Here is a 22294-nt window from a genome sequence, read left to right as displayed (position 1 = left end):
TGGTAAATGAGAATATTCTTCGTGATATGTGATAATTAATAGGACAACATGTTATTAATTATTGTTTGATTATACATAAGAGGTGAATATAAATGGGAAAAGTTACTTTAATTGCAACAGCGGCAATGGGTATTGAAGCGTTAGTTGCCCGAGAAGTTCGCGATCTTGGTTATGAATGTGAAGTGGAAAACGGAAAGGTGACGTTTGAAGCGGATGAAAAAGCGATTTGTCGTACGAATTTATGGTTACGTACTGCAGACCGTGTGAAAATTAAAGTCGGCGAATTTAAAGCAACAACATTCGATGAGTTATTTGAAAAAACAAAAGCGTTAAACTGGGGAGATTATATTCCAGAGAACGGAGAATTCCCTGTTATTGGGAAATCTTTAAAATCAACATTATTTAGCGTTTCAGACTGCCAACGTATCGTTAAAAAGGCTGTTGTTGAGAAATTAAAAACAACGTATAGACGCACAACTTGGTTTGAAGAAGATGGTCCGTTATTCCGTATTGAAATTGCAATGCTCAAGGATATTGCAACATTAACAATCGATGCGAGTGGTGTAGGTCTTCATAAACGTGGATACCGTCTTGAGCAAGGTGAAGCGCCTTTAAAAGAAACATTAGCTGCGTCTTTAATTAAGTTAACAAACTGGAAGCCGGATCGTCCTTTCGTTGATCCTTTCTGTGGATCTGGTACAATTCCAATTGAAGCTGCATTAATTGGACAAAATATCGCACCAGGATTTAACCGAGGCTTTGCATCGGATGAATGGGGCTGGGTTGGTAAACAAAATTGGCGCGAAGCTCGTCAAGAAGCTGAAGATTTAGCAAATTATAATCAATCATTGCAAATCATTGGATCAGATATCGATCACCGTATGATAAGAGTTGCCCAAGATAACGCAGATGAAGTTGGATTAGGGGACCTTATATCATTTAAACAAATGCAAGTAAAAGATTTCACGACAAAAGAGGAATATGGCTATGTTGTAACGAATCCTCCATACGGAGAACGTTTAAGTGAAAGAGCGCTTGTTGAAAAATTATATAAAGAAACGGGAGAGGTATTCCGCCCATTAGATACGTGGTCAATGTATTTATTAACAAGTTATGAAGCATTTGAGAAGTGTTACGGAAAAGATGCATCGAAAAAGCGTAAACTGTTTAACGGATTTATCCGTACAGATTACTATCAATACTTCGGAAAACGTCCACCGCGTAATTCATAGTATAAAACTCCTCCAGCGCGCATATACTGGCTATTATGTAATGCGTAAAGGAGGAAGTGATATGGATAGTTTCCAATTATCAATGATTCAAAAAGCTATTCACCGTACGTATGATGAGCTCGGAAAAGAAGCGGATAGTCAAGGTGCGATTGTAGATGAAATACAAAAAGCGCAGGAAGAATATTTGTCAGCTCTTTCACATGAAACAGCGATTGATAAACGGTATTTAAAGTCATTAATATAGAAAAAAATTTTCCTTTTTCGAAAGGAAAATTTTTTTTCGTGTATTTCTATGTATTGCAACAGGGGAAAGTGGCTGCACACATGTGAGTAGCAGTTGCTATATCTTTTTATAGAAAAATTGTTTGGTTGGAGGCTAAGGATGTTTACTGAGAATAGGTTACCATTTGAAGTAGGGAAACAAGATAATTTTTATGATAAGTTGAATGAGTGGATTGGAGATGTGTTTTACGACATTCTTCCGGAAAAAGGCTTTGAAGAGCGTGATGAACAGATTTTTATGGCGTTTCAGTTAGAACGTGCTTTCCAAGAGAAGAAAGTTATGTTTGCAGAAGCAGGTGTAGGAACAGGGAAAACAATTGTATATCTTCTATATGCAATTTGTTATGCACGTTATACAGGGAAGCCAGCTATTATCGCTTGTGCAGATGAAACGTTAATTGAGCAGCTTGTGAAAGAAGAAGGAGACATCGCTAAGTTATCTGAAGCATTAGGGCTATCTGTTGATGTTAGACTTGCGAAATCAATGGATAATTATTTATGTTTGCGTAAACTTGAAGATGTTATGAGTGGACGAGCTCCAGAAGTAATTGAAGATGTATATTACGAATTACCTCAGTTCGTATTCGATCATGGTACGATGCAGAACTTTACTCACTATGGTGATCGAAAAGAATTTCCACTGTTAAATGACGAGGAATGGTCAAAGGTAAACTGGGATTACTTCCAAGATTGCTTCACTTGTGATTCTCGTCATCGTTGTGGTCAAACACTTTCTCGTGAACATTATCGTAAAGCTGCAGATTTAATTATTTGTTCTCAAGATTTCTATATGGATCATATTTGGACATATGATGCACGTAAACGTGAAGGGCAAATGCCATTGTTACCTGAAAGTAGCTGCGTTGTATTCGATGAAGGACATCTTGTAGAGTATGCAGCGCAAAAAGCTTTAACATACCGTTTAAAGCAAACGATGATGGAGCAACTTTTAACGAGATTATTACAAAACGATATTCGTGAAGAGTTCGCACATTTAGTAGAAGAAACAATTTGGCAAACTGAACAATTCTTTGGGGTACTACAAGAGAATAAAAAGGAAATTGAAGGTTCTGATCGTTTAGAAATTATTGTGACAGAAAAGGTAACTGCTGAGGCAGAAAGACTTTATGCGAAAATCGGTGAAGTCGGTGATGCATTAGTATTTGAAAGTGAAATGCATACAGTAAACACATACGATTTAAATATTGTTGATGAGCATTTAGATGTGTTAGAGCATTCACTTCGTCTTTTCATGCACGAGAAAAATGTAATTACATGGGGTGAAGAAGGTGATGGTGCCTTTACGTTAGTTATTATGCCGCGTGCAGTTGAAGAAGTGCTACAAGAAAAAGTATTCTCGAAGAAGATTCCGTATATTTTCTCTTCTGCGACATTATCTGACAATGATTCGTTCGCATTTACTGCAAATAGTCTAGGGGTAAAAGATTACTTATCATTCTCAGTTGCTTCGCCGTTTGATTATGAAGAGCAAATGACTGTAAACTTACTTCCGTATACGAAAGAAAATGAATGGGAAAGAAAGTGTCAATATACACTTGAAAATATACAAAAAACAAATGGACGTACACTCGTATTATTCCGTACAACGCAAGAACTTGCAGCGTTTAAAGAATATGTAAGTAAAGAGCAAATGTCAGTTCCGTTCCTATATGAAGGAGATCAAGAAATTAGTCAGCTCGTTTCTCGTTTCCAAAATGAAGAAGAGACTGTACTTTGTGCCGTTCATTTATGGGAAGGTTTAGACATTCCAGGTTCATCATTATCACATGTTATTATTTGGTCATTACCATTCCCTCCAAACGATCCTGTGTTTGAGGCGAAGCGTAAACATGTGAATGATCCATTTTGGGACGTAGATGTGCCTTATATGATTTTACGTCTTCGCCAAGGAATTGGACGTTTAATTCGTACAAGTGAAGATAAAGGTGCTATATCATTATTCTTATCAGATAATGAAGATGAAAAAGTGATAGAAGCAGTGAAGAAAGTGCTTCCGGTAGAAGGAAAAGTACTTTAAGCGAAAAAATGTTGTAGGGAAAAGTTTGGCATTTGCCAAGCTTTTTTTCTATTAGAAAAGGAATTTATGTTTTAATGTCGAAATAAGGTTGAGGTAGAAAAAGGAGGTTTTTTATACTATGACAGTTGCTACATATGAAGTAGAAAAACAATTTTTAGCATATGTGAAGAAGATAGAGAATTATGGAGAAGCATTAAGCTTAATGTTTTGGGATTTAAGAACAGGTGCACCAAAACAAGGAGTAGACCAGCGTTCAGAAGTAATAGGAATGCTTTCATCCGAAGTGTTTGCGATGTCGACTTCAGATGAGATGGGGAACTATTTAACTGAACTAGAATCTTTAATTGTTGAAAATAAACTTTCTGAAACGACAAAGAAAATGGTTGAAGAGTGTCGTAAAGAATATGATAGAAATAAGAAAATTCCACAAGCGGAATATGAAGCGTATGTGAAATTAGAAGCGAAAGCGGAAAGTGTATGGGAAGAAGCTCGCGAACAATCTGACTTCGAAATGTTCCGTCCGTATTTAGAAAAAATTGTTGAATTCAAAAAGAAGTTTATTACATATTGGGGTTACGAAACGTACAAATATAACACGCTATTAGACATGTATGAGCCGGGAATCACAGTAGAAGTGTTAGATCATGTATTTGGTCAACTACGTGAACGTATCGTTCCGCTTGTGAAAGAAATTTCTGAGTCTAAAAAAGAATTAAAAACAAATGCTTTATCCGAACATTTTTCAAAAGAAAAACAAAAGAATTTTACTTTAGAGTTATTAAAACAATTGAACTATAACTTTGAAGCGGGTCGTCTTGATGAAACGGTACATCCTTTTGAAATTACATTAAATAGAGGGGATGTTCGTATTACGACTCGTTACGATGAGAAAGACTTCCGTATGGCTGTTTTCGGCACGATTCATGAATGTGGTCATGCTGTATATGAGCAAAATGTTGCAGAGGAACTAGAAGGAACACCACTTTGCAGTGGAACATCAATGGGAATTCACGAGTCACAATCGTTATTCTTTGAAAACTTCATTGGCCGTAATAAGTCGTTCTGGAAGAAAAACTATGATTTGTTAAAGCGATATAGTGACGGTCAATTTGACGGTGTATCAGTAGACGAGTTTTATGATGCGATTAATGAGTCAAAACCATCCTTTATCCGTATAGAAGCCGATGAAATTACATATCCGCTTCATGTTATGGTTCGCTATGAGCTGGAGAAAGAATTATTTGATGGCACATTGCAAGTAAAGGACTTACCAGCGGCATGGAATGATAAGATGGAAACGTATTTAGGTATTCGTCCAGAGAATGATGCACAAGGTGTATTACAAGACGTTCACTGGGCTGGTGGTTCATTTGGATATTTCCCATCTTATGCGCTTGGTTATATGTATGCAGCGCAATTTAAACATAGGATGCTAAAGGATATTCCAAACTTTAATGTATTATTAGAAGAAGGAAACGTGACACCAATTCGTGAATGGTTAACAGAGAATATTCACCAATACGGCAAAACGAAAAAACCACTTGAAATTTTAAAAGATGTGACAGGTGAAGGTTTAAATGCAAATTACTTAGCTGATTATTTAGAAGCTAAATATAAAGAGATTTATGAGTTATAAAACAGGAGCTGCTTAATTGCAGCTCTTTTTTATGAGGGAGTGAGAGAAATGGACTATATGTTTACAGTAATGTCGCAAGCGGAAGCAGAAGAAATTGCATACAACTGGCATTATGAAGGGGAGTATTCTTTTTATGATATAGAGGCAGATCAAGAAGATTTAGTGGAGTTTTTAAATGCTCATATGAGAGGGAATACTACATTTGTCGTGAAAGAAAACGATATTATAATTGGCTTCTTTAGTTTTTGTAAAATAAATAATCAAACGGTTGATATAGGCCTTGGAATGAGACCTGATATAACAGGCAATGGATTAGGTTTACAGTTCGTAAAAGCTGGATTAGATTTTAGTAAAGAAAAATATAAATGTGACTATATAACATTATCAGTAGCGGCATTTAATGAAAGGGCAATCAAAGTATATAAAAAAGCAGGGTTCGAAGCAGTTGGGACGTTTATTCAAAAAACGAATGGCAGCTGTTTTGAGTTTTTGAAAATGAATTATATATGTAAAAATGATTAAGAAACAGAAGGGGGCTTCTGTTTTTTTATTTTGATATAGTTAGAAGTTTTGAAATTTTGGAAGAGGGTGTGTATGATTGAAGTTTAGTAGCAAATAGCAAGTTTAGTAAGGAGAGGTAGTATGATTACAATTAAAACGAAAAATGAAATAGATTTGATGCATGAATCTGGGAAGTTACTAGCTTCTTGTCATAGAGAAATTGCAAAAATGATGAAACCAGGTATCACTACACAAGAAATTGATACGTTTGTTGAAGCATATTTAGAAGAGCATGGTGCCAGATCCGAACAGAAAGGGTATAACGATTATCCATACGCAATATGTGCATCTGTAAACAATGAAATGTGTCATGGGTTTCCAACAGATGTTTCTTTAAGTGAAGGAGATATTGTAACAATTGACATGGTAGTAAATTTAAATGGTGCGCTTTCGGATTCTGCATGGACGTATATAGTTGGAGATATTGCTGATGAAGCAAAAAGGTTATTGTTAGTAGCAGAGAGTGCTTTATATAAAGGGATTGAGCAAGCGATAAGTGGTAACCATGTTGGAGATATTGGATACGCAATTGAAAGTTATGTAGCTTCTGAAGGGTTTTCTGTTGCAAGAGACTTTACGGGACACGGAATTGGTAAAGAAATTCATGAGGAACCAGCAATTTTTCATTTTGGTAAGCCAAGGCAAGGACCAGAATTACAAGAAGGAATGGTAATTACAATTGAACCTATTGTAAATGCCGGTATGCGATATTCTAAAGTAGATTTAAACGGATGGACTGCACGGACGATGGATGGGAAATTATCTGCACAATATGAGCATACAATTGCGATTACGAAGGATGGTCCTATCATATTAACGACGTTGTAATATGAAATGTGAAAGTTGGGAAAACTCGAACAAAAACGGTGTTTTCATAAAATTCGTACGTGTTTTTTCGATAAATGCTTTTCAAAGTGAAAAAAGTGCGTTATAATCCTTCTATAAATAAATAAGTTAGCTACACTCATATAATCGCGGGGATATGGCCTGCAAGTTTCTACCGAAGTACCGTAAATACTTTGACTATGAGTGAGGACGAATATATTTGCTTGTTTAGCATTCTTTTTTGCGAAACTCCAAAAGCACGTCTCTCACTTGTAACGAGTGGTGGCGGCTTTTGGAGTTTTTTATTTGCATAAGAGGAGGAACTAACATGAAAGTATTACAAGAAAAGATTTTGAACGAAGGAAAGGTTTTATCTGGTGATGTATTAAAGGTAGATGCATTTTTAAATCATCAAATTGATCCAGTACTTATGCAAGAAATCGGAAAAGAATTTGCTAAGCGTTTTAAAGAAGAGAACATTACAAAAATCGTGACGATTGAATCTTCAGGCATTGCGCCAGCGGTTATGGCTGCTTTAGAGCTTGGTGTAAAAGTAGTTTTTGCAAGAAAGCGTAAATCGTTAACGTTACAAGATAATATGTATGTTGCGAAAGTATACTCATTTACAAAACAAGAAACGAACGAGATTTCATTATCTCGAAATCATATTGATGAAAATGATCATGTATTAATTATTGATGACTTTTTAGCAAATGGTCAGGCTGCTTTAGGTTTAATAAGTTTAGTAGAGCAAGCCGAGGCAAGTATTGCGGGAATTGGCATTGTTATTGAAAAAGCATTTCAAGATGGAGGAAAGAAACTGCGTGAACAGGGAGTTCGTGTTGAATCACTAGCAGAAATTGCATCACTTGATAACGGCACAGTTACATTTGTACAGCAAGAAACTGCGGAGGTGAACTAACGATGAAGCAGCACCCATTTAAAATTGCATCGCTTGGCATTCAGCACATGCTTGCCATGTACGCTGGCGCAATTATTGTTCCGCTTATTGTTGGCGGGGGACTTGGTTTAAATCAACAAGAATTAACGTATTTAGTATCGATTGACTTATTAATGTGCGGCGTAGCAACGATTTTACAAGCATTATCAAATCGCTTTTTCGGTATTGGGCTTCCGGTTGTACTTGGTTGTACATTCACAGCGGTTGGACCGATGATTGCAATTGGTAAACAATACGGCGTGTCCTCTATATATGGAGCAATTATTGCTGCGGGATTATTTGTTGTTATTTTCGCGAAATTATTTGGGAAACTTGTAAAACTGTTTCCTCCTGTTGTAACAGGATCTGTCGTTACAGTCATTGGGGTTACACTTGTTCCAGCAGCTATTAATGATATGGCTGGAGGAGTTGGAAGCAAAGATTTCGGAAGTCTAGAAAATTTAGCTTTAGCATTTGGTGTTTTATTATTTATCATTATTATGTATCGGTTCTTTGACGGATTTATCCGTTCAATCTCTATATTACTTGGTCTTTTATTCGGTACAATCGTTGCAGCATTTATGGGGAAAGTAAGCTTGCAAGCGGTTGGAGAGGCAGATTGGTTCCACGGTATTCAGCCGTTTTACTTCGGTACACCAACATTTGAATTAACGCCAATTATTACGATGATTCTCGTTGCTTGCGTAGGGATTGTGGAAGCAACAGGTGTATATTTTGCATTATCTGATATTTGCAATAAAAAGATCGGTGAAAAAGAATTAACAAAAGGTTATCGCGCAGAAGGATTAGCAATGGTTCTAGGTGGTATTTTTAACGCATTTCCATACACAACATATTCTCAAAACGTAGGCCTTGTTCAATTAACTGGAGTAAGAAATCGCGTTATTATCTATACTTGTGGTGGTATGTTAATTGCTCTTGGGTTTATTCCTAAAATCGCAGCCATTACAACAATTATTCCGAAATCAGTACTTGGCGGTGCGATGTTAGCAATGTTCGGCATGGTAATGGCGTATGGCATTAAAATGTTAAGCAGTGTTGATTTTGGAAAACAAGAGAATTTATTAATCGTTGCATGTTCTGTCGGAATCGGACTTGGTGTTACAGTCGTTCCAACGTTATTCTCACAGCTTCCGGAAAATATTCGTATTTTAACTGATAACGGAATTGTACTTGGAAGTGCATCAGCAGTACTTTTAAATATTGTATTTAATATGGTGCCGCAGCGTAAAGTAAAAGAAGAGCCAGTTCCGATGCAAAGTGCAGTAAGAGAAGCATAGAAAAGCAAGGTCTCATTATGAGACCTTGCTTTTCTTTTTAAGTGGCATCATCTTACCGTACGTACCAAGGCGCCAAATGTATTCAAGTGGCCCGTATTGATAACGAGAAAGCCACCAGCGGCTAATGAAGATTTGTAACGTATAGAAACCGATGCAAAATAGTGGTCCGACCCATAACGGAGCGGGATAATAATTTTTGAAAAATAGACCGAATACAAGTAACGTAACAATGGTATGGGTGATGTAATTTGTTAACGCCATTCGTCCGACATATTGGAATGGGCGTAATAATTTTTGCCATCTTTCTTTTTGTAATAAGCGCATGAGTGTGAAAATGTAAAAGATGAATAATGTTTTTCCACTAAACATTGTAAAGGCACTCATATAAATCGGATCATAAGGTTGTTTTGACAAGAAATAACGAACCATAAAGAACCACATTGGTAATGTTAAAATGAACATAATAATTTGCCATTTTTTTAGTTTTGGATCTAATTCTTTTGAGCGGCGGAAAATATCTTTTTTGCCAGCATATAAACCAAGCAAAAATAATCCAACTGTTTCTGGAAGCATGAATGCACTTAGCCCAATTGCTTCAGAATAAAACGCATGGAAACGATTTTGTATTTGTAACATCCAGTCTTCTAATGGCATGATTGGTAAGGAGAGTCCTAGCTCATCTCTTGGCATTAAGGCAATTCCAATGCTAGTAATTAGCATTAAAAATTGAAAAATGCTCAGTAAAACTAATGCCCAAATCAAAATAGTACGAGGTTCTCTCTTATAAAATAACAATAAGAAAAATCCAGCGATTGCATAACTATGTAAGATATCCCCGTCCCATAAAAGAACGTAATGCAAGAACCCAAATAATAATAAAATAAGCAAGCGGCGAACAAATAAAGTTTTCGGACGATCTGTTTTCGCCTCAGCACGATTCATAAAGATATAAAAACCTAATCCGAATAAAAATGAAAAAATAGTATAAAACTTCGTTTGAATAAACATGTCATAAAACAAGCGAATATAGCTGTCTAATCCATCATAAACGCCGGAAATGTCTCGAGAATCAACACCAGCGATAACTGGCCAGTTAACAAGAAAAATACCGAGTACAGCTATTCCTCTAATAATATCAATTGAGTGTATCCTCTCGCCTTGTGAAAGATCTTGTGTCATTATTTTCCTCCTTGTTAAGTAATTCCCTTTTATCCTGCATTAACAAGCAGTAAGACTCCCACCTCAAAATTAAGTGAATACGAGGAAGTTAGGTGGGAGATCAACTGCTTGTAAAAGCCCGATTTGTTCAACTAATAATTAGTGGTGATGGGAAAAATCCCCACTAATTACAGTTTCACTTTATTATACAAAATGTAAGAGGGAGGGGATAGGGGAGATTTCCAATTTTTAAAACTGTTAAGATGTGTATTATGAGATATAATAAGAGTGCACAGCAAGTTTTAAACTTCTTCAAAACAGGCAGTAAAGCTCCTTTTCCCGAAGGAGCTTTCTTTTTTAGAAAATTGTTGATAATGATTCTCTTTAATGGTAAAATGTATTTAAAAGTGATAATCATTATCAAAAGGTTGGTGTATTAATATGGTGTATGCACTTGTTGCAGGAACGATTGCTATATATGTTGGTGTTACAAAGTATGTATTAAATGGAGTAGGAACAACAAAATGAATAATATTACATAAAATCCCTTTCATTTGTAAAAAGAATGAAAGGGATTTTTTATTTTTGATGTGAATATGCTGAAAATTTAGTATGATAATAAAGTGAAACTTTAATCAGCGGTGAGGTCTATCTCTCACTGATTATTAGCCCGCACGAAACGGGCTGTGACTGCCCACAAACAGCGGGATAAAGTATATACATCTTGGATAAAGGGGAACAAGGGGATGACAAACATAGTACAGACAAACGGTATGAAAAAACTTGTTTGTTTTTATGAAGAGTGGCAAAAAAACGGTGATGCAGAGAATAGTTTGAAGTTGTTTGAAGTGATTCAAAAATATAAACAAGAGCAGCTTATGCTAGCTTTTTGTGGTCATTTTTCTGCGGGGAAATCGACAATGATGAATCACCTATATAAAGCGCAATTATTACCGACAAGTCCGATTCCAACGAGTGCTAACGTCGTTAAAATTGAAAGAGGATCTGATCGCGTTGTTGTAACGATTAAGTCTGGAGAACAGTATGAATATGACGGCGCATATTCAGTAGAAGAATTAAAACAAATATGTAAAGATGGTGATGAAGTAATTGGTGTTCATATTTATCGAAATGATGCGCCAATTCCTGATGGGGTTATGTTAGTTGATACGCCCGGAATTGATTCTACGGATGATGCCCACCAATTAGCGACAGAATCAACACTGCATCTAGCAGATGTTATTTTCTATATGATGGATTATAACCATGTCCAATCAGAGGTTAACTTACAATTTGTTAAAGAATTGAAACAACGTAATAAAACGGTTTATCTCATTGTAAACCAAATAGATAAACATAAAGCAAATGAGATATCGTTTGAAGAGTATAGAAATAGTGTAAAACAGTCTTTTTCTAACTGGGATATTGAAGTAGATGGTATTTTTTATACATCATTGCGAATGATGAATCATCCATACAATGAAATTCAAAGTTTAGAAGCATTAATTTTTTCTATCATGAAAGAAAAAGAGCAGTATGTAAGAAAGGGAATGGAGCGAGAAACAGAATATTTACTGCAAGAACATTGTTCGTTTATTCTTTCTGAAAATGAAAAACATCTTATGAAATATGAAGAAGAATTAACATCACCACTGTCACTTTCAGAGATAGTTGAAAAAAAGGAAGAGTTAACTGAAAATAAAAATCGCGCGGCTAGTAAAGAATCTGATGCGAGAAATGAATTTATAAAAGGTTTACAAGCCATATTAGATAACGCGTATTTAATGCCATTTGAAATGAGAGAATTGGCAAATGAATATTTAGAAACGAAATTAACGAAGTTTAAAGTTGGTTTGTTATTTGCGAAAGGAAAGACGGAGCAAGAAAAACAGAGACGTGTAGATGCTTTTTATTTTGCTCTTCAAAAGACTGTTGAAACGCAACTTGATTTTCATGTGAAAGAATTTATTGTAGCCTTCTTAAAAGAAGAAGGGTTATTTACAGAAGAAATAGGGAAAGACATATATGCGTTAGAGATTGCTTTCGGACCGGAAGTGTTGGCTGAAACAATTAAACAAGGGGCTGGATTTACCGGTGATTACTTACTTCTTTATACTGCTGACGTTGCAAATGAGTTAAAGAAAAGATACTTTATGAAATCTCAGCAAATTTTCGGGAAAAGTACGGGTATATTGCAGAAGAAAGTGAAGATAGAGATTGCTCGTATTGAAGAAGAAATTGAAAAACACACGATGTTACAAACAGCAAAAGAAACGAAATTACAATATATTAAGAAGTATGAGGAATATGAGAGCTATTTAGGAGATATTTGGAATGAACATGTTTCTATACCAGATGGATTGCAAATAGACGAAATATTACAAAGTAAAAAACAAGTTGTTAGTGAGAAGTTTACACTACAAGAGCAAGACATTGTAAATGACAACGTAGCGGCTAGTGAAGAAGAGATTAAAGGAACGAAAGCTTTAAATATTCAGCGTATATTAGAAAAAGTGAAGAAAGCTGAAACGATATTAGATCCATTGCCTACACTGAAACATTTACAGCAAGAAGTAGTTGGAAAAAGACAGCGTGTAGAAACGAAGCAATTTACAGTAGCGTTATTTGGAGCTTTTAGTGCTGGGAAATCATCATTTGCTAACGCATTGCTCGGTGAAAAGGTACTTCCTGTATCGCCAAACCCAACGACAGCAACAATAAATCAAATTCTGCCAGTTACAGAAGATAAACCACATGGAACGGTAATTGTCCAGTTTAAGTCAGAGCAAGCGCTGTTAGAAGATATGAAAGCTGTTTATAAAATGTTTCACTATGAAATTGCTACATTGGGAGAAGCGTTAACGCAAATTGATAAAATTATGAAATATCCTTCACCAAGCGGGAAGCAAAAAACAACATTTAGCTTTTTACGAGCGGTACAAAAAGGATATGAGGCAGTTGCTAATCATTTAGGGGAACAAGTACAAGTTACGTTAGAGGAGTTCTCTGATTATGTAGCTAATGAAGAAAAATCATGCTTTGTTGAGCATATGGAGCTTTATTATGATTGCGCTTTAACAAGGCAAGGAGTAGCTCTTGTAGATACACCAGGGGCGGATTCTATTAACGCTCGCCATACGGATGTTGCATTCCAGTATATTAAAAACGCAGATGCTATTTTATTCGTAACATACTATAATCATGTTTTCTCTCGCGCAGATCGTGAGTTTTTAATTCAGCTCGGTCGTGTAAAGGATACATTTGCACTTGATAAAATGTTCTTCTTAATAAATGCTGCCGATTTAGCACAATCCGAAGAAGAACTTGAAATGGTAAAAGGTTATATTGCGGATCAGCTCTTGCAATACGGTATTAGAAATCCACGTTTATTTGCAATTTCAAGTTTATGTGCGCTTGAAGAAAAGCAAGGGAAAAGTATTGATAAAGAAAAGTATGGTATTTTACAAAATTCTGGGATTGCTAAGTTTGAAGAATCATTTACGTCCTTTATGATGAGGGATTTAATGCTTGTATCTGTGCATGCTTTATATAGTGCATTGCAAGGAGCGAATCAGCTTCTTGTAAATATGATAAATGGCGCGAAGCAGGGAAATGATGAGAAAGAGAAGCAAACAAAAAAATATGAAGCAGAGCGTGATCAGCTACTTCATATTATTTCATCATATAGTGTACTTGCTGAAGAGCAAGCAATGCAAAATGAAGTGAAAGAATTGCTTTATTATGTACATCAACGTCTATTTTTACGCTATAACGATGTGTTTACTGAATTTATTAATCCGGCGTCGTTACGAACAGACGGGAATGTGAAAATGCAGTTGCAACAATGTGTAATGGAATTAGTTTCATTTATTCAACATGATTTATTACAAGAAATGCGTGCGACATCATTACGTCTTGAAAAATGGATAGATGAAGCGATGAAGCGTGCAAAGGATGAAATTGTTGTGAATTGCAAAGTGGAAAATGAATCGATTTCTATGGGTGGAACAGTGGATTATGAATATAAAGTTATTACACATAAAGAGCCGTTTCCTTCAATAGAAATAAAAGATTTTAAAAAGGCACTAGCACATTTTAAAAATGAGAAAAGCTTTTTTGAAAAAAATGATAAAGCTTTTATGCAAGAAGACGCTAAAGGAGTGTTAGAACCTTTCGTATCAAACTATGTAGCTGATGAAGAAGATTTATTCGTTCATCATTATAAGCAAGAGTGGGATGCAAAATGGAACCTATTCCAAAAAGTGATGCAGCAAGATGTTGAGAATTATTATGAAAGTATATTATTCGTTTTAGCTGAAACAATTGATGTATCACTATATGAACAAAGTAAAGAAGAGCTACAAAAGCAGTTAGTAGAAATTGAAAAAGAAATTTATATTAAATAGCCGTTATGAAAAAAAGATTCGTTCAATTTTCTTTTGTAGTACAGTATCTAAAGATTTTACAAACCCTGCAAACTCATCAGTAGAAATCATATGGGTAAGAACTAAGCGTCTGCCGTCTGGTGTTTCACCGCATAAGACGAATGAAGAAAACTCATACGTTTTGTTTTCTACTACTAATTTTGGATAGGAATATGTGTCGCTCTTCTTTTTCTTTCCATCAATAGAGATGACGTTGCATTTTTTCTCATTGTTGTCCATGGTGAATCCCTCCTTTCTATTATCTATGGTAGACAAGGGGGGTTTAGAACAATAGGGAAAGGGGAATTTTTATGTCTGTTGTAATAGAGCGTATTTCGAAAGAAGCTATACCGAAATCTTTATTGCTCCTTGCTGATCCAAGTGAACGCCAAATTGATGCATATGTACAGAGAGGGTTTACGTATATAGCTAAACAAGAAGAAAGAGTTATCGGTGTATATGTGCTTTTGGAAACAAGACCAAAGACAATGGAAATTATGAATATTGCGGTTGTAGAACATATGCAAGGAAAAGGTATTGGTAAGGGGTTATTGTTGCATGCAATAGAAAAAGCTAAAGAATATAATATGTACAAGCTTGAAGTTGGTACAGGTAATTCTAGCATTTCACAACTTGCGTTATATCAAAAATGTGGATTTCGTATTTTTTCTATTGATTTTGATTACTTTTCAAAGCATTATGAAGAAGAGATTATTGAAAATGGAATTGTATGTCGTGATATGATTCGGCTTGCAATGAAATTAAACAAATAAGTATAAATTATTTAGGGGGAAGAGAAGATGGAAGTACATAAAGCAATTACAGCACATTCTCGTAAACAAAATGAGATTGTAAAAATATTTTTACAATTAGATGCGCAACGCGAAGCAGCGATTGAGGCTGCGATCGCACTTGCATCAAATGGAAAACATTTCTCAGTTGATGCAATTAATATGGTAACAAAGCAAATTAATGACCTTGCAAAACGCGGCGTTGCGCCGCAACGTAAACTTGTTACAACAGATATGGTTATGGAGTATGTAGGTCGTGTGAACGAGAAAGAAGGGCGTTAAGGATGATTGTTACAGTCGAATGGTTGCGTGAGCATTTAGAAGATGAACATGTCCGTATAGTCGATTGTCGTTTTGATTTAGCGAATCCAAATTGGGGTAAAGAGAAGTATGAGGAAGAACATATTCCCCATGCGTTATATTTTGATTTAAATTTAGATTTATCAAGTTCTGTAATAGAGCATGGTGGTCGCCATCCATTACCGAATATAGAGCAGTTTGCAGACAAGCTTTCACAGGCTGGGATTGATGAACATACAACAGTGATTGCGTATGACAGTCAAGCTGGTGCAATGGCTTCTCGTTTATGGTGGTTATTAAACTATGTAGGACATGAGAAAGTGTATATATTAGACGGTGGATTTCCAGCTTGGAAAGAGAATGGATTACAGACAACGCCGAATATCCCATTTATTGCACGAAAACCTTTTATACCGGAAATACAAGAAAATATGCTTGTAACGATGGAAACGGTCAGAGAGAATATTCATGCAGGTATAGATATTACGTTAATTGATTCTAGAGAGCCGAAACGTTATGCAGGTGCGGAAGAGCTTGTTGATTCGAAGGCAGGGCATATTCCGACGGCAGTAAACTATTTTTGGAAAGATGGAATTTTAGAATCGGGACACTTTAAAAACGAAGAGGAACAGCAAGGGCGTTTCCAAAATCTTGATAAAGAGAAGGAAACAATCGTATATTGTGGTTCTGGTGTTACAGCGTGTCCGAACATAGTTGCATTAAAATTAGCTGGTTTTCAAAATGTTAAATTGTATACCGGTAGCTGGAGTGATTGGATTTCTTATCCAGAAAATCAAATTGCAAAAGAAGAAGATTAATCACTTGCATGCAAAAATAATTTGTATTAAAATAAGGTCACAAGCAAGAGATTGCTTCAAAAATATTATATTTTACACATTGGAAACAATGTGATAATATAACGACAAGTAAATAATACATCCTGCGGTGTACGTAACTTATTTATGTCTAAAACCGATGTTAGTTTTACGGAAGCTCAATATTTAGTGACCATTATCAAGCCTTCCTTGTGGAGGAAGATATACGGTAACTGTGAGGGCATCCACCTGCGAGTAGCGGGTTTTTGGACATTTACGAGGAACGGCACTTGCGGGGGTCTTATTTCAACTAACATTATATAAAATTCCTACGGTGTACGTGGCTTGTGTATGTCTTAAACCAATAAGTATAATATGGAAGTTCAATATTTAAATGTAGATAGCAGGCCATCTTTTTAAGAAGGAAGTTACAAACATTTGTGAGAACATCCACCTGTGAGAGCAGGTTTATGGACATCTATAGATAACGGCATATGTGGGACTATATAAAAAACCTTACGTTTTATACGTAAGGTTTTTTTGTTGAATAAATATGCTCATGTTATCTCGATTTACCTGTAAAGTTTCCATAATAAATATAGCACTTGCGGTCTTCATCAATTTCTCTTGAATCTAGAGTGAATTCCAAATGTATTCCATCCCGTTGAATATATATAATATCTGAATGGAGAGAGGGTAAGATGTCCTCGTAATTCCACACATCTTTACTTTCTATTATAATTGAGCTTGCTTCCTTTAGTTCTCTAATTTCAAAACCTATGTGCGAGTATGTAGGATCTGAAGGATCGTTGAAAAAAACTTCTTTTTGTATATATAACACTGCTGTCCCGTCTGGATCTACTGAAGTTGCAGTAACGACATATGTATTTCCATCTTTTATAAAATATTCACAAGTCATGCGCGTGACAATTTCAGAATTAGAAATATTTGCGTAGTTCCATAAAGCCGGATACCCGTTAGTTTCATCATTGAGCCGATATTCCAATCGCATTTTATCCCTCTTCTTCCTTTTTCTTCTACTTTATCATGACATCTTATATAATAGAAATATAATTTAAAAAGGGGAGTGCAAAGGTGACAAAAACGAAATGGCTAGTAGGTGGTGTCCTGACATCTTTAATGACGGGCACTTTATTTGGCTGCGCGCAAGATATTCCCCCCGAACCGAATGATAATAGTTGTTCTGATTGGGATTGGGATGATGAACTTGGTGTTTGGCAGTGTGATGATAGTAGTTCAGGTTATCGTGGACATTACTTTTATGGTGGTAAATACTATCAAAATAAATCCACCTTCAAAAATTCATCAGCGTTTAAAACTTATCAATCTTCGGCCGAATTTAAAGGTGGAATTGGAAGCGGTTCAAAAGGTGGATTTGGAGGTTAAAATATGTCGCAATACATAAAGGAACGAAGAGGATTTTATTCGAATTATCCGCATTTCTGGTCGGATTTATATGAATGTGAGTATAGTTTGTTTCATGCTTTCCCAATAACAGAGCAAACGATGAAACAATTACAATTAGCAACTGAACGAATGGGGAAAATATTTTTTAAGACTGCTAGACTTCTTCGGGATTTATCTAATGAACAGCTTCTTGAACTTGGTTTTCCAGCTGCAAGCTTGCCTTTTATTAGACTGAAAGGAATGTATCCTGAATCTGTTATTTCACGATTTGATTTTGCTTTAACAGATGATAATCGTATTAAAATGCTTGAGTTTAATAGTGACACTCCAACTTTTATTGTGGAATGCTTTCAAATGAATGGAAAAGTTTGTGAAAAATTAGGCTATGATGATCCAAATGCAAATCAAGAGCGCTTACTTTCTTCCGGTATTACAAAAGCCGTAATGGAGTTTACAAAAGGAATGGAAGATCCAAATGTTGTTTTCACAGCTCATCATGAACATATAGAAGATTGGAATACGACTATGTATTTGAGTGGGCTATGTCATGTTGAAAATAAAGTGATGCCAATGACAGAACTTAGAATTACAGATGATGCTTTAGTAGATAGAGATGGTGTACCAATTGATGTTTTGTATCGCCAAACATATCCAATTGAAGACTTAATTGAAGATCAAGATCCAAAAACGGGGGATTTGGTGGGAGTAGAACTTTTGCAACTTGTAAAAGAAGGAAAGCTTTTTATTATAAATCCTTTGTCGGCCTTTTTACTTCAGCCGAAATCAATTCAATGTCTTATTTGGGGATTAGCAGAAGAAGGTGCTTTTTACACAAGTGAGGAACAAAAGTGGATTAACGAATATATGCTTCCTACATATTTAGAGCCAGATTTATTTTTTGGGAAAAGTCCTTTCGTTCAAAAACCTTCGTTCGGTAGGGAAGGTGACACGATTACGATTCGTGATAAGGATACAAATATTATGATTCGAAATGCACATGAAACGTATAAATCATCACTTCCTATATTTCAGAAATATACAGAGCTTCCAGTTGTATTTTTGGAAACTGAAAAAGGAATTGAGAGGCTGTCGTACGTGTTTGGGGCATTTTTAATTGCTGGAAAAGCGAGCAGCATCGGTATACGTGCCGGAGAAAAAATTACGGGAAATGAATCGTATTATTTACCGGTAGGTATTAAGAAGGAGGAAAATAAATGATTAATTTTTTACTATATTTAGCAGTATCACTTGCACTTTTATGTATCGGTCTTTTTCTTATGGAAGTGACAACGAAAGTTAAGGAATTTAAGTTAATGGCTCAAGGGAATAAAGCAGTAAGCTATGTACTTGGAGGGAGACTACTTGGTCTTGCTATCGTTTTATATTCAACGGCTGCTAATTCTATTTCAATTCTTGATATGGTTTCATGGGGGGCTGTTGGGATATTAGCTCAAATTATTGTCTTTTATTTAGCGGAATGGCTTACACCACGTTTTAATATTAATAAAAGCCTTGAAGAAGATAATCAAGCAGTTGGTCTTTTCCTTATGTTTTTATCACTTTCCATCGGAATTGTAATTGCTGGTTGTGTAACATATTAAAACCCTTACATTTTAACGTAAGGGTTTTATTTTTCATGTGCTAATTTTTTGTAATAGGTGTTCAATTAATTTATGTAGCCGAATGCTGAGCAGGATGCGTATTAGTGTACAGTACTAGAGGTAGTTGTTGTAATAAGGAAAAGTTTCCATACAAAGTGTTGACATCTATTTTAAATAAGAGTAACATTTTCTATGTAATTAAAATAAGTCTCTGTTAGGTGAGGCTCCTGTATAGAGAAATGCTACTGCCCAAAAATGTCGAGAGACGCCAATGGGTCAACAGGAATGATCGAATTAAGGTTTTTCTTAACGTAGCTGGTAATGAACCTATGCTATACAGTGCTAAAACTCGGCGAGGGAGAGGTCCGTAGATTTCTAATTATATTATATTGGGAATCGCTTATTTGTGTATGCAATGACCTTTGCTCTCTTATGAGTAAGGGTCTTTTTTGTTAGCAAGCTATGAGTAATTTCATAGTATAGATTATAACTAAAAAATTAAGGAGGAGGTGAGGAGCATGTCAAATTCTGACTCGGTTCCGTTACCCATATACTTCAAATCAAAAATATATGATGTAGGCAGGAAACGACTTGTTCCTCCCTCTATATTTATCATAATGTAGCGTTTATTCGAGTATTTAAGCGCTAGACACTTTCACGGTAAAGTGGATAAATTGAGAAACAAAGCGTTTCTTCCTATGTTGTAAAGGAGGAGACGATAATATGTTATATGTAAATAAAAGTGTGGGTAACACTTCGTATAAATTAAGTAAAAAAGCAATGAAAGAACAAACAATGCTTCAAAAAAATAAAGATTTATTAATTGAAATCGCAACAAGAGATGTAAAATCTGTATTTGCGTATTTTAAAACAACAAGAGACGGACTATCTATGAAAGAGGCACAAAAACGTATTCAAGTATACGGCCGAAATGAATTAACTTCAAAAAGAGCGCGTATTGCGGAAGTAATGATGAAGCTAAGTGGAATGATCCCGGGTCTTTCAAAACAAAATGTGTGTGATGAATTACAATGTGAAACAGTTACTGTTTCTAGAGTAGAAGCTTCTAGCATAACAGGGCTAAATAATGAATTGAAAATGATGAAATTGCCAGTACAAGAGCTTGTACCTGGAGATATGATTTTTCTTTCAGAGGGCGATACAGTGCCAGCAGATGTACGTATTATTTATGCAAATGATTTATTAGTAAATGAATCTATGCTGACAGGAAACGATGCTAGTATTGAGAAATTTGAAAGTTGCTATCATCTTGAACGTAAACGATTTATTCCATTAAAACGGATGAAAGACTATAATCCACTTGAACTTGAAAATGTATGTTTCAAAGGTACGTATATTGTTGGGGGAAATGCAAAGGCTGTAGTTGTTTCGACAGGTAAAAATACGTATTCAGGAATACTTCATACTTGTTGCGGTAGAATGTCTTAATGTGTTAATGATGCCAAATATACAAAAACAATGTATAATAGAAAAAGTTGAATAAAAACGTAGAATGGTAATCTATATATAACCTTACGTGATAACGTGAGGTTATTATTTTTTGTTAGTAGGAGAGGAATTATGAAAAAAGTATTATTAGTTGATGGTATGGCACTATTATTTCGTGCTTTTTACGCAACAAGTGTACATGGACAATTTATGAAACGACAAGATGGTACCCCGACGAATGGGATTCATGGTTATATGAAGCATTTATTAACAGCAACACAAGCAATCGAACCAACGCACATTGTAACGTGCTGGGATATGGGAAGTACGACATTTAGAACGGAATCTTTCTCGAATTATAAAGCAAACCGTGCAGCACCGCCGGAAGAATTAATTCCGCAATTTGATTTAGTGCAAGAAATGACTGCGAAATTATCTATGCCTGTAATCGGTATGAAAGGTTATGAAGCGGATGATTGTATCGGTACGCTTGCAAAACAATATTGCAATGAAGCGGAAGTTTATATTTTGACAGGTGATACAGATTTACTTCAACTTGTTGATACGAATGTTACAGTTATGCTTCTTCGTAAAGGGATTGGAAATTACGAGTATTACACACCGGAAAAAATCATGGAAGAGAAAGGTGTAGAACCTTGGCAAATTGTTCATGCGAAAGCTTTCATGGGAGATACAAGTGATAATTATCCGGGTGTAAAAGGTATTGGTGAAAAAACAGCGTATAAGTTTATTCAAGAATACGGGACAGTATCGGCAGTACTAGAAAATATAGCATCATTAACGAAAGCGCAGCGCACAAAAATTGAAAGTGATTTAGAGAATTTAAATATCTCTTTACAATTAGCGCAAATTCATTGTGAAGTTCCGATTTCATGTTCGTTAGAAGAAGGATTACACACAATGAATGAAGAAAAACTACGATTCGTTTGCGACGAAATGAATTGGGGAAGACCTGAAATATTGATTAATATGCTTTAAAGGGTATGGAAAGGTAGATCAAATATAATTTTGATCTACCTTTCTTTTTTTGTTCACAAAGTTGTCAGAATATAAGCTTAGTTTTCATATGAAGTTCAAATGGATTTCACAACAATCAATTATTATAAGGACACACAGATAAATCCTTATCCCGCATTAACGGGAGATAGGACTTCTATCTCAGTATTATAGCTGAATAAAGAGTGATGATGGAAGAGTAACTCCCTGTAAAAGCCCGATTGATGTAGGCTAATAATTAGTGAGGGTAAATCCTCTCATTGATTAAAGTTTCAAGTTATCTTTTATATAAACCATCCCCCAAGGAGGAAAATAAACATGCGAAAAAAAGTGAGAAAATCCTTTAAACAATTATTAATAGAAAATAAACAATCCCTACTAACTAATAAAGAGAATATGAAAGAAATTGAAGAACGGATTGAGAAACGACATGTAGCATATAGTGCTGCTAGCAATTGATAATTTTGTTTATGAAAAAAGCTTGTAGTTTGGATAT

Annotated in this window: 21 protein-coding genes, 2 other RNA genes and 2 riboswitches; of the genes, 20 read left to right on the top strand and 3 right to left on the bottom strand. The window is 35.4% G+C overall.

Features of this window, described 5'->3' with window-relative positions; all coding sequences use genetic code 11:
- The first annotated feature begins 92 nt into the window (after nucleotides 1-92).
- The 8 genes from MKX77_RS16295 (at nucleotide 93) to pbuX (ending at nucleotide 8815) form a co-directional block, all read left to right on the top strand.
- Entirely contained in the window at nucleotides 93-1232 is a 1140-nt protein-coding gene (locus MKX77_RS16295) for a THUMP domain-containing class I SAM-dependent RNA methyltransferase (protein ID WP_215555807.1), read from the top strand.
- 61 nt (nucleotides 1233-1293) lie between these two features.
- Entirely contained in the window at nucleotides 1294-1476 is a 183-nt protein-coding gene (locus tag MKX77_RS16290) for a DUF3921 family protein (protein WP_341307240.1), read from the top strand.
- Between the two features lie 138 nt (nucleotides 1477-1614).
- Nucleotides 1615-3552, top strand: coding sequence for an ATP-dependent DNA helicase (locus MKX77_RS16285; RefSeq protein WP_341307239.1), 1938 nt, complete (start codon nucleotides 1615-1617; stop codon nucleotides 3550-3552).
- A 118-nt stretch (nucleotides 3553-3670) separates the two neighbouring features.
- The gene (gene ypwA / locus MKX77_RS16280; RefSeq protein WP_341307238.1) at nucleotides 3671-5188 is read left to right on the top strand and encodes a carboxypeptidase; all 1518 of its coding nucleotides are present in this window, start codon (nucleotides 3671-3673) and stop codon (nucleotides 5186-5188) included.
- Between the two features lie 48 nt (nucleotides 5189-5236).
- Nucleotides 5237-5710, top strand: a complete 474-nt coding sequence (locus tag MKX77_RS16275) for a GNAT family N-acetyltransferase (protein ID WP_341307237.1) — start codon at nucleotides 5237-5239, stop codon at nucleotides 5708-5710.
- 120 nt (nucleotides 5711-5830) lie between these two features.
- Nucleotides 5831-6577, top strand: coding sequence for a type I methionyl aminopeptidase (locus MKX77_RS16270; RefSeq protein ID WP_341307236.1), 747 nt, complete (start codon nucleotides 5831-5833; stop codon nucleotides 6575-6577).
- A 116-nt stretch (nucleotides 6578-6693) separates the two neighbouring features.
- Nucleotides 6694-6795: riboswitch (purine riboswitch) on the top strand.
- A gap of 107 nt (nucleotides 6796-6902) precedes the next feature.
- Nucleotides 6903-7496: a xanthine phosphoribosyltransferase gene (locus tag MKX77_RS16265; protein ID WP_215555812.1), complete on the top strand. Its 594-nt coding sequence runs from the start codon at nucleotides 6903-6905 to the stop codon at nucleotides 7494-7496.
- A 2-nt stretch (nucleotides 7497-7498) separates the two neighbouring features.
- Nucleotides 7499-8815 carry a xanthine permease PbuX gene (gene pbuX, locus MKX77_RS16260; RefSeq protein ID WP_002126498.1) on the top strand — a complete coding sequence of 439 codons (1317 nt, stop codon included), beginning with the start codon at nucleotides 7499-7501 and terminating at the stop codon, nucleotides 8813-8815.
- 15 nt (nucleotides 8816-8830) lie between these two features.
- On the opposite strand, the gene MKX77_RS16255 is transcribed toward pbuX, so the two are convergent.
- Entirely contained in the window at nucleotides 8831-9994 is a 1164-nt protein-coding gene (locus MKX77_RS16255; protein WP_341307235.1) for a DUF418 domain-containing protein, read from the bottom strand.
- Between the two features lie 725 nt (nucleotides 9995-10719).
- Here MKX77_RS16255 and MKX77_RS16250 point away from each other — a divergent pair.
- Nucleotides 10720-14379: a dynamin family protein gene (locus tag MKX77_RS16250; RefSeq protein ID WP_341307234.1), complete on the top strand. Its 3660-nt coding sequence runs from the start codon at nucleotides 10720-10722 to the stop codon at nucleotides 14377-14379.
- 3 nt (nucleotides 14380-14382) lie between these two features.
- On the opposite strand, the gene MKX77_RS16245 is transcribed toward MKX77_RS16250, so the two are convergent.
- On the bottom strand, nucleotides 14383-14637 hold the full coding sequence (locus MKX77_RS16245; protein WP_000369740.1) for a DUF3931 domain-containing protein: 255 nt from the start codon (nucleotides 14635-14637) through the stop codon (nucleotides 14383-14385).
- 71 nt (nucleotides 14638-14708) lie between these two features.
- Here MKX77_RS16245 and MKX77_RS16240 point away from each other — a divergent pair, with 71 nt between their 5' ends.
- The 5 genes from MKX77_RS16240 to ssrS (MKX77_RS16220) all read left to right on the top strand — a co-directional run bounded on the left by MKX77_RS16240 (nucleotide 14709) and on the right by ssrS (MKX77_RS16220) (nucleotide 16810).
- Nucleotides 14709-15170 (top strand): GNAT family N-acetyltransferase, encoded by a 462-nt coding sequence (locus MKX77_RS16240; RefSeq protein ID WP_341307233.1) that lies wholly within the window; start codon nucleotides 14709-14711, stop codon nucleotides 15168-15170.
- A 27-nt stretch (nucleotides 15171-15197) separates the two neighbouring features.
- Nucleotides 15198-15470: a DUF2533 family protein gene (locus MKX77_RS16235; RefSeq protein ID WP_002149260.1), complete on the top strand. Its 273-nt coding sequence runs from the start codon at nucleotides 15198-15200 to the stop codon at nucleotides 15468-15470.
- Between the two features lie 2 nt (nucleotides 15471-15472).
- The gene (locus tag MKX77_RS16230; RefSeq protein WP_341307232.1) at nucleotides 15473-16306 is read left to right on the top strand and encodes a sulfurtransferase; all 834 of its coding nucleotides are present in this window, start codon (nucleotides 15473-15475) and stop codon (nucleotides 16304-16306) included.
- A gap of 116 nt (nucleotides 16307-16422) precedes the next feature.
- A non-coding RNA gene (gene ssrS, locus MKX77_RS16225) (6S RNA) lies at nucleotides 16423-16605 on the top strand.
- 21 nt (nucleotides 16606-16626) lie between these two features.
- Nucleotides 16627-16810, top strand: a non-coding RNA gene (gene ssrS / locus MKX77_RS16220) — 6S RNA.
- Nucleotides 16811-16865: 55 nt separating this feature from the next.
- Here the strand turns inward: ssrS (MKX77_RS16220) and MKX77_RS16215 are convergent.
- Complete coding sequence (locus MKX77_RS16215; RefSeq protein ID WP_341307231.1) at nucleotides 16866-17315, bottom strand: hypothetical protein; 450 nt, start codon at nucleotides 17313-17315, stop codon at nucleotides 16866-16868.
- A gap of 83 nt (nucleotides 17316-17398) precedes the next feature.
- Between MKX77_RS16215 and MKX77_RS16210 the strand changes: the two genes are divergently transcribed.
- The 6 genes from MKX77_RS16210 to MKX77_RS16185 all read left to right on the top strand — a co-directional run bounded on the left by MKX77_RS16210 (nucleotide 17399) and on the right by MKX77_RS16185 (nucleotide 22257).
- Nucleotides 17399-17710 (top strand): hypothetical protein, encoded by a 312-nt coding sequence (locus MKX77_RS16210; protein WP_002158538.1) that lies wholly within the window; start codon nucleotides 17399-17401, stop codon nucleotides 17708-17710.
- Between the two features lie 3 nt (nucleotides 17711-17713).
- Nucleotides 17714-18949, top strand: a complete 1236-nt coding sequence (locus MKX77_RS16205; protein ID WP_341307230.1) for a glutathionylspermidine synthase family protein — start codon at nucleotides 17714-17716, stop codon at nucleotides 18947-18949.
- Nucleotides 18946-19332, top strand: coding sequence for a DUF350 domain-containing protein (locus MKX77_RS16200; RefSeq protein ID WP_002117799.1), 387 nt, complete (start codon nucleotides 18946-18948; stop codon nucleotides 19330-19332). Before MKX77_RS16205 ends, MKX77_RS16200 begins: the two co-directional genes overlap by 4 nt.
- 203 nt (nucleotides 19333-19535) lie before the next feature.
- Nucleotides 19536-19701, top strand: a riboswitch (M-box (ykoK) riboswitch).
- Between the two features lie 354 nt (nucleotides 19702-20055).
- On the top strand, nucleotides 20056-20781 hold the full coding sequence (locus tag MKX77_RS16195) for a P-type ATPase (RefSeq protein ID WP_341307229.1): 726 nt from the start codon (nucleotides 20056-20058) through the stop codon (nucleotides 20779-20781).
- Between the two features lie 132 nt (nucleotides 20782-20913).
- Nucleotides 20914-21780 (top strand): 5'-3' exonuclease, encoded by an 867-nt coding sequence (locus tag MKX77_RS16190; protein WP_215555819.1) that lies wholly within the window; start codon nucleotides 20914-20916, stop codon nucleotides 21778-21780.
- A gap of 336 nt (nucleotides 21781-22116) precedes the next feature.
- Entirely contained in the window at nucleotides 22117-22257 is a 141-nt protein-coding gene (locus tag MKX77_RS16185) for an FbpB family small basic protein (RefSeq protein ID WP_001228051.1), read from the top strand.
- The last annotated feature ends 37 nt before the right edge of the window (nucleotides 22258-22294 follow it).

Origin of the sequence: Bacillus sp. FSL R9-9410, assembly GCF_038050385.1 — a bacterium.
Lineage (GTDB): Bacteria > Bacillota > Bacilli > Bacillales > Bacillaceae_G > Bacillus_A > Bacillus_A cereus_U.
The sequence above is the reverse complement of the archived record's forward strand: the minus strand, read 5'-3'. Positions and strand labels throughout refer to the sequence as shown.

Coding starts and splice junctions, on each gene's coding strand:
- MKX77_RS16295 (WP_215555807.1), top strand. CDS start 93: ATGGGAAAAGTTACTTTAATTGCAACAGCGGCAATGGGTATTGAAGCG.
- MKX77_RS16290 (WP_341307240.1), top strand. CDS start 1,294: ATGGATAGTTTCCAATTATCAATGATTCAAAAAGCTATTCACCGTACG.
- MKX77_RS16285 (WP_341307239.1), top strand. CDS start 1,615: ATGTTTACTGAGAATAGGTTACCATTTGAAGTAGGGAAACAAGATAAT.
- ypwA (WP_341307238.1), top strand. CDS start 3,671: ATGACAGTTGCTACATATGAAGTAGAAAAACAATTTTTAGCATATGTG.
- MKX77_RS16275 (WP_341307237.1), top strand. CDS start 5,237: ATGGACTATATGTTTACAGTAATGTCGCAAGCGGAAGCAGAAGAAATT.
- MKX77_RS16270 (WP_341307236.1), top strand. CDS start 5,831: ATGATTACAATTAAAACGAAAAATGAAATAGATTTGATGCATGAATCT.
- MKX77_RS16265 (WP_215555812.1), top strand. CDS start 6,903: ATGAAAGTATTACAAGAAAAGATTTTGAACGAAGGAAAGGTTTTATCT.
- pbuX (WP_002126498.1), top strand. CDS start 7,499: ATGAAGCAGCACCCATTTAAAATTGCATCGCTTGGCATTCAGCACATG.
- MKX77_RS16255 (WP_341307235.1), bottom strand. CDS start 9,994: ATGACACAAGATCTTTCACAAGGCGAGAGGATACACTCAATTGATATT.
- MKX77_RS16250 (WP_341307234.1), top strand. CDS start 10,720: ATGACAAACATAGTACAGACAAACGGTATGAAAAAACTTGTTTGTTTT.
- MKX77_RS16245 (WP_000369740.1), bottom strand. CDS start 14,637: ATGGACAACAATGAGAAAAAATGCAACGTCATCTCTATTGATGGAAAG.
- MKX77_RS16240 (WP_341307233.1), top strand. CDS start 14,709: ATGTCTGTTGTAATAGAGCGTATTTCGAAAGAAGCTATACCGAAATCT.
- MKX77_RS16235 (WP_002149260.1), top strand. CDS start 15,198: ATGGAAGTACATAAAGCAATTACAGCACATTCTCGTAAACAAAATGAG.
- MKX77_RS16230 (WP_341307232.1), top strand. CDS start 15,473: ATGATTGTTACAGTCGAATGGTTGCGTGAGCATTTAGAAGATGAACAT.
- MKX77_RS16215 (WP_341307231.1), bottom strand. CDS start 17,315: ATGCGATTGGAATATCGGCTCAATGATGAAACTAACGGGTATCCGGCT.
- MKX77_RS16205 (WP_341307230.1), top strand. CDS start 17,714: ATGTCGCAATACATAAAGGAACGAAGAGGATTTTATTCGAATTATCCG.
- MKX77_RS16200 (WP_002117799.1), top strand. CDS start 18,946: ATGATTAATTTTTTACTATATTTAGCAGTATCACTTGCACTTTTATGT.
- MKX77_RS16195 (WP_341307229.1), top strand. CDS start 20,056: ATGTTATATGTAAATAAAAGTGTGGGTAACACTTCGTATAAATTAAGT.
- MKX77_RS16190 (WP_215555819.1), top strand. CDS start 20,914: ATGAAAAAAGTATTATTAGTTGATGGTATGGCACTATTATTTCGTGCT.
- MKX77_RS16185 (WP_001228051.1), top strand. CDS start 22,117: ATGCGAAAAAAAGTGAGAAAATCCTTTAAACAATTATTAATAGAAAAT.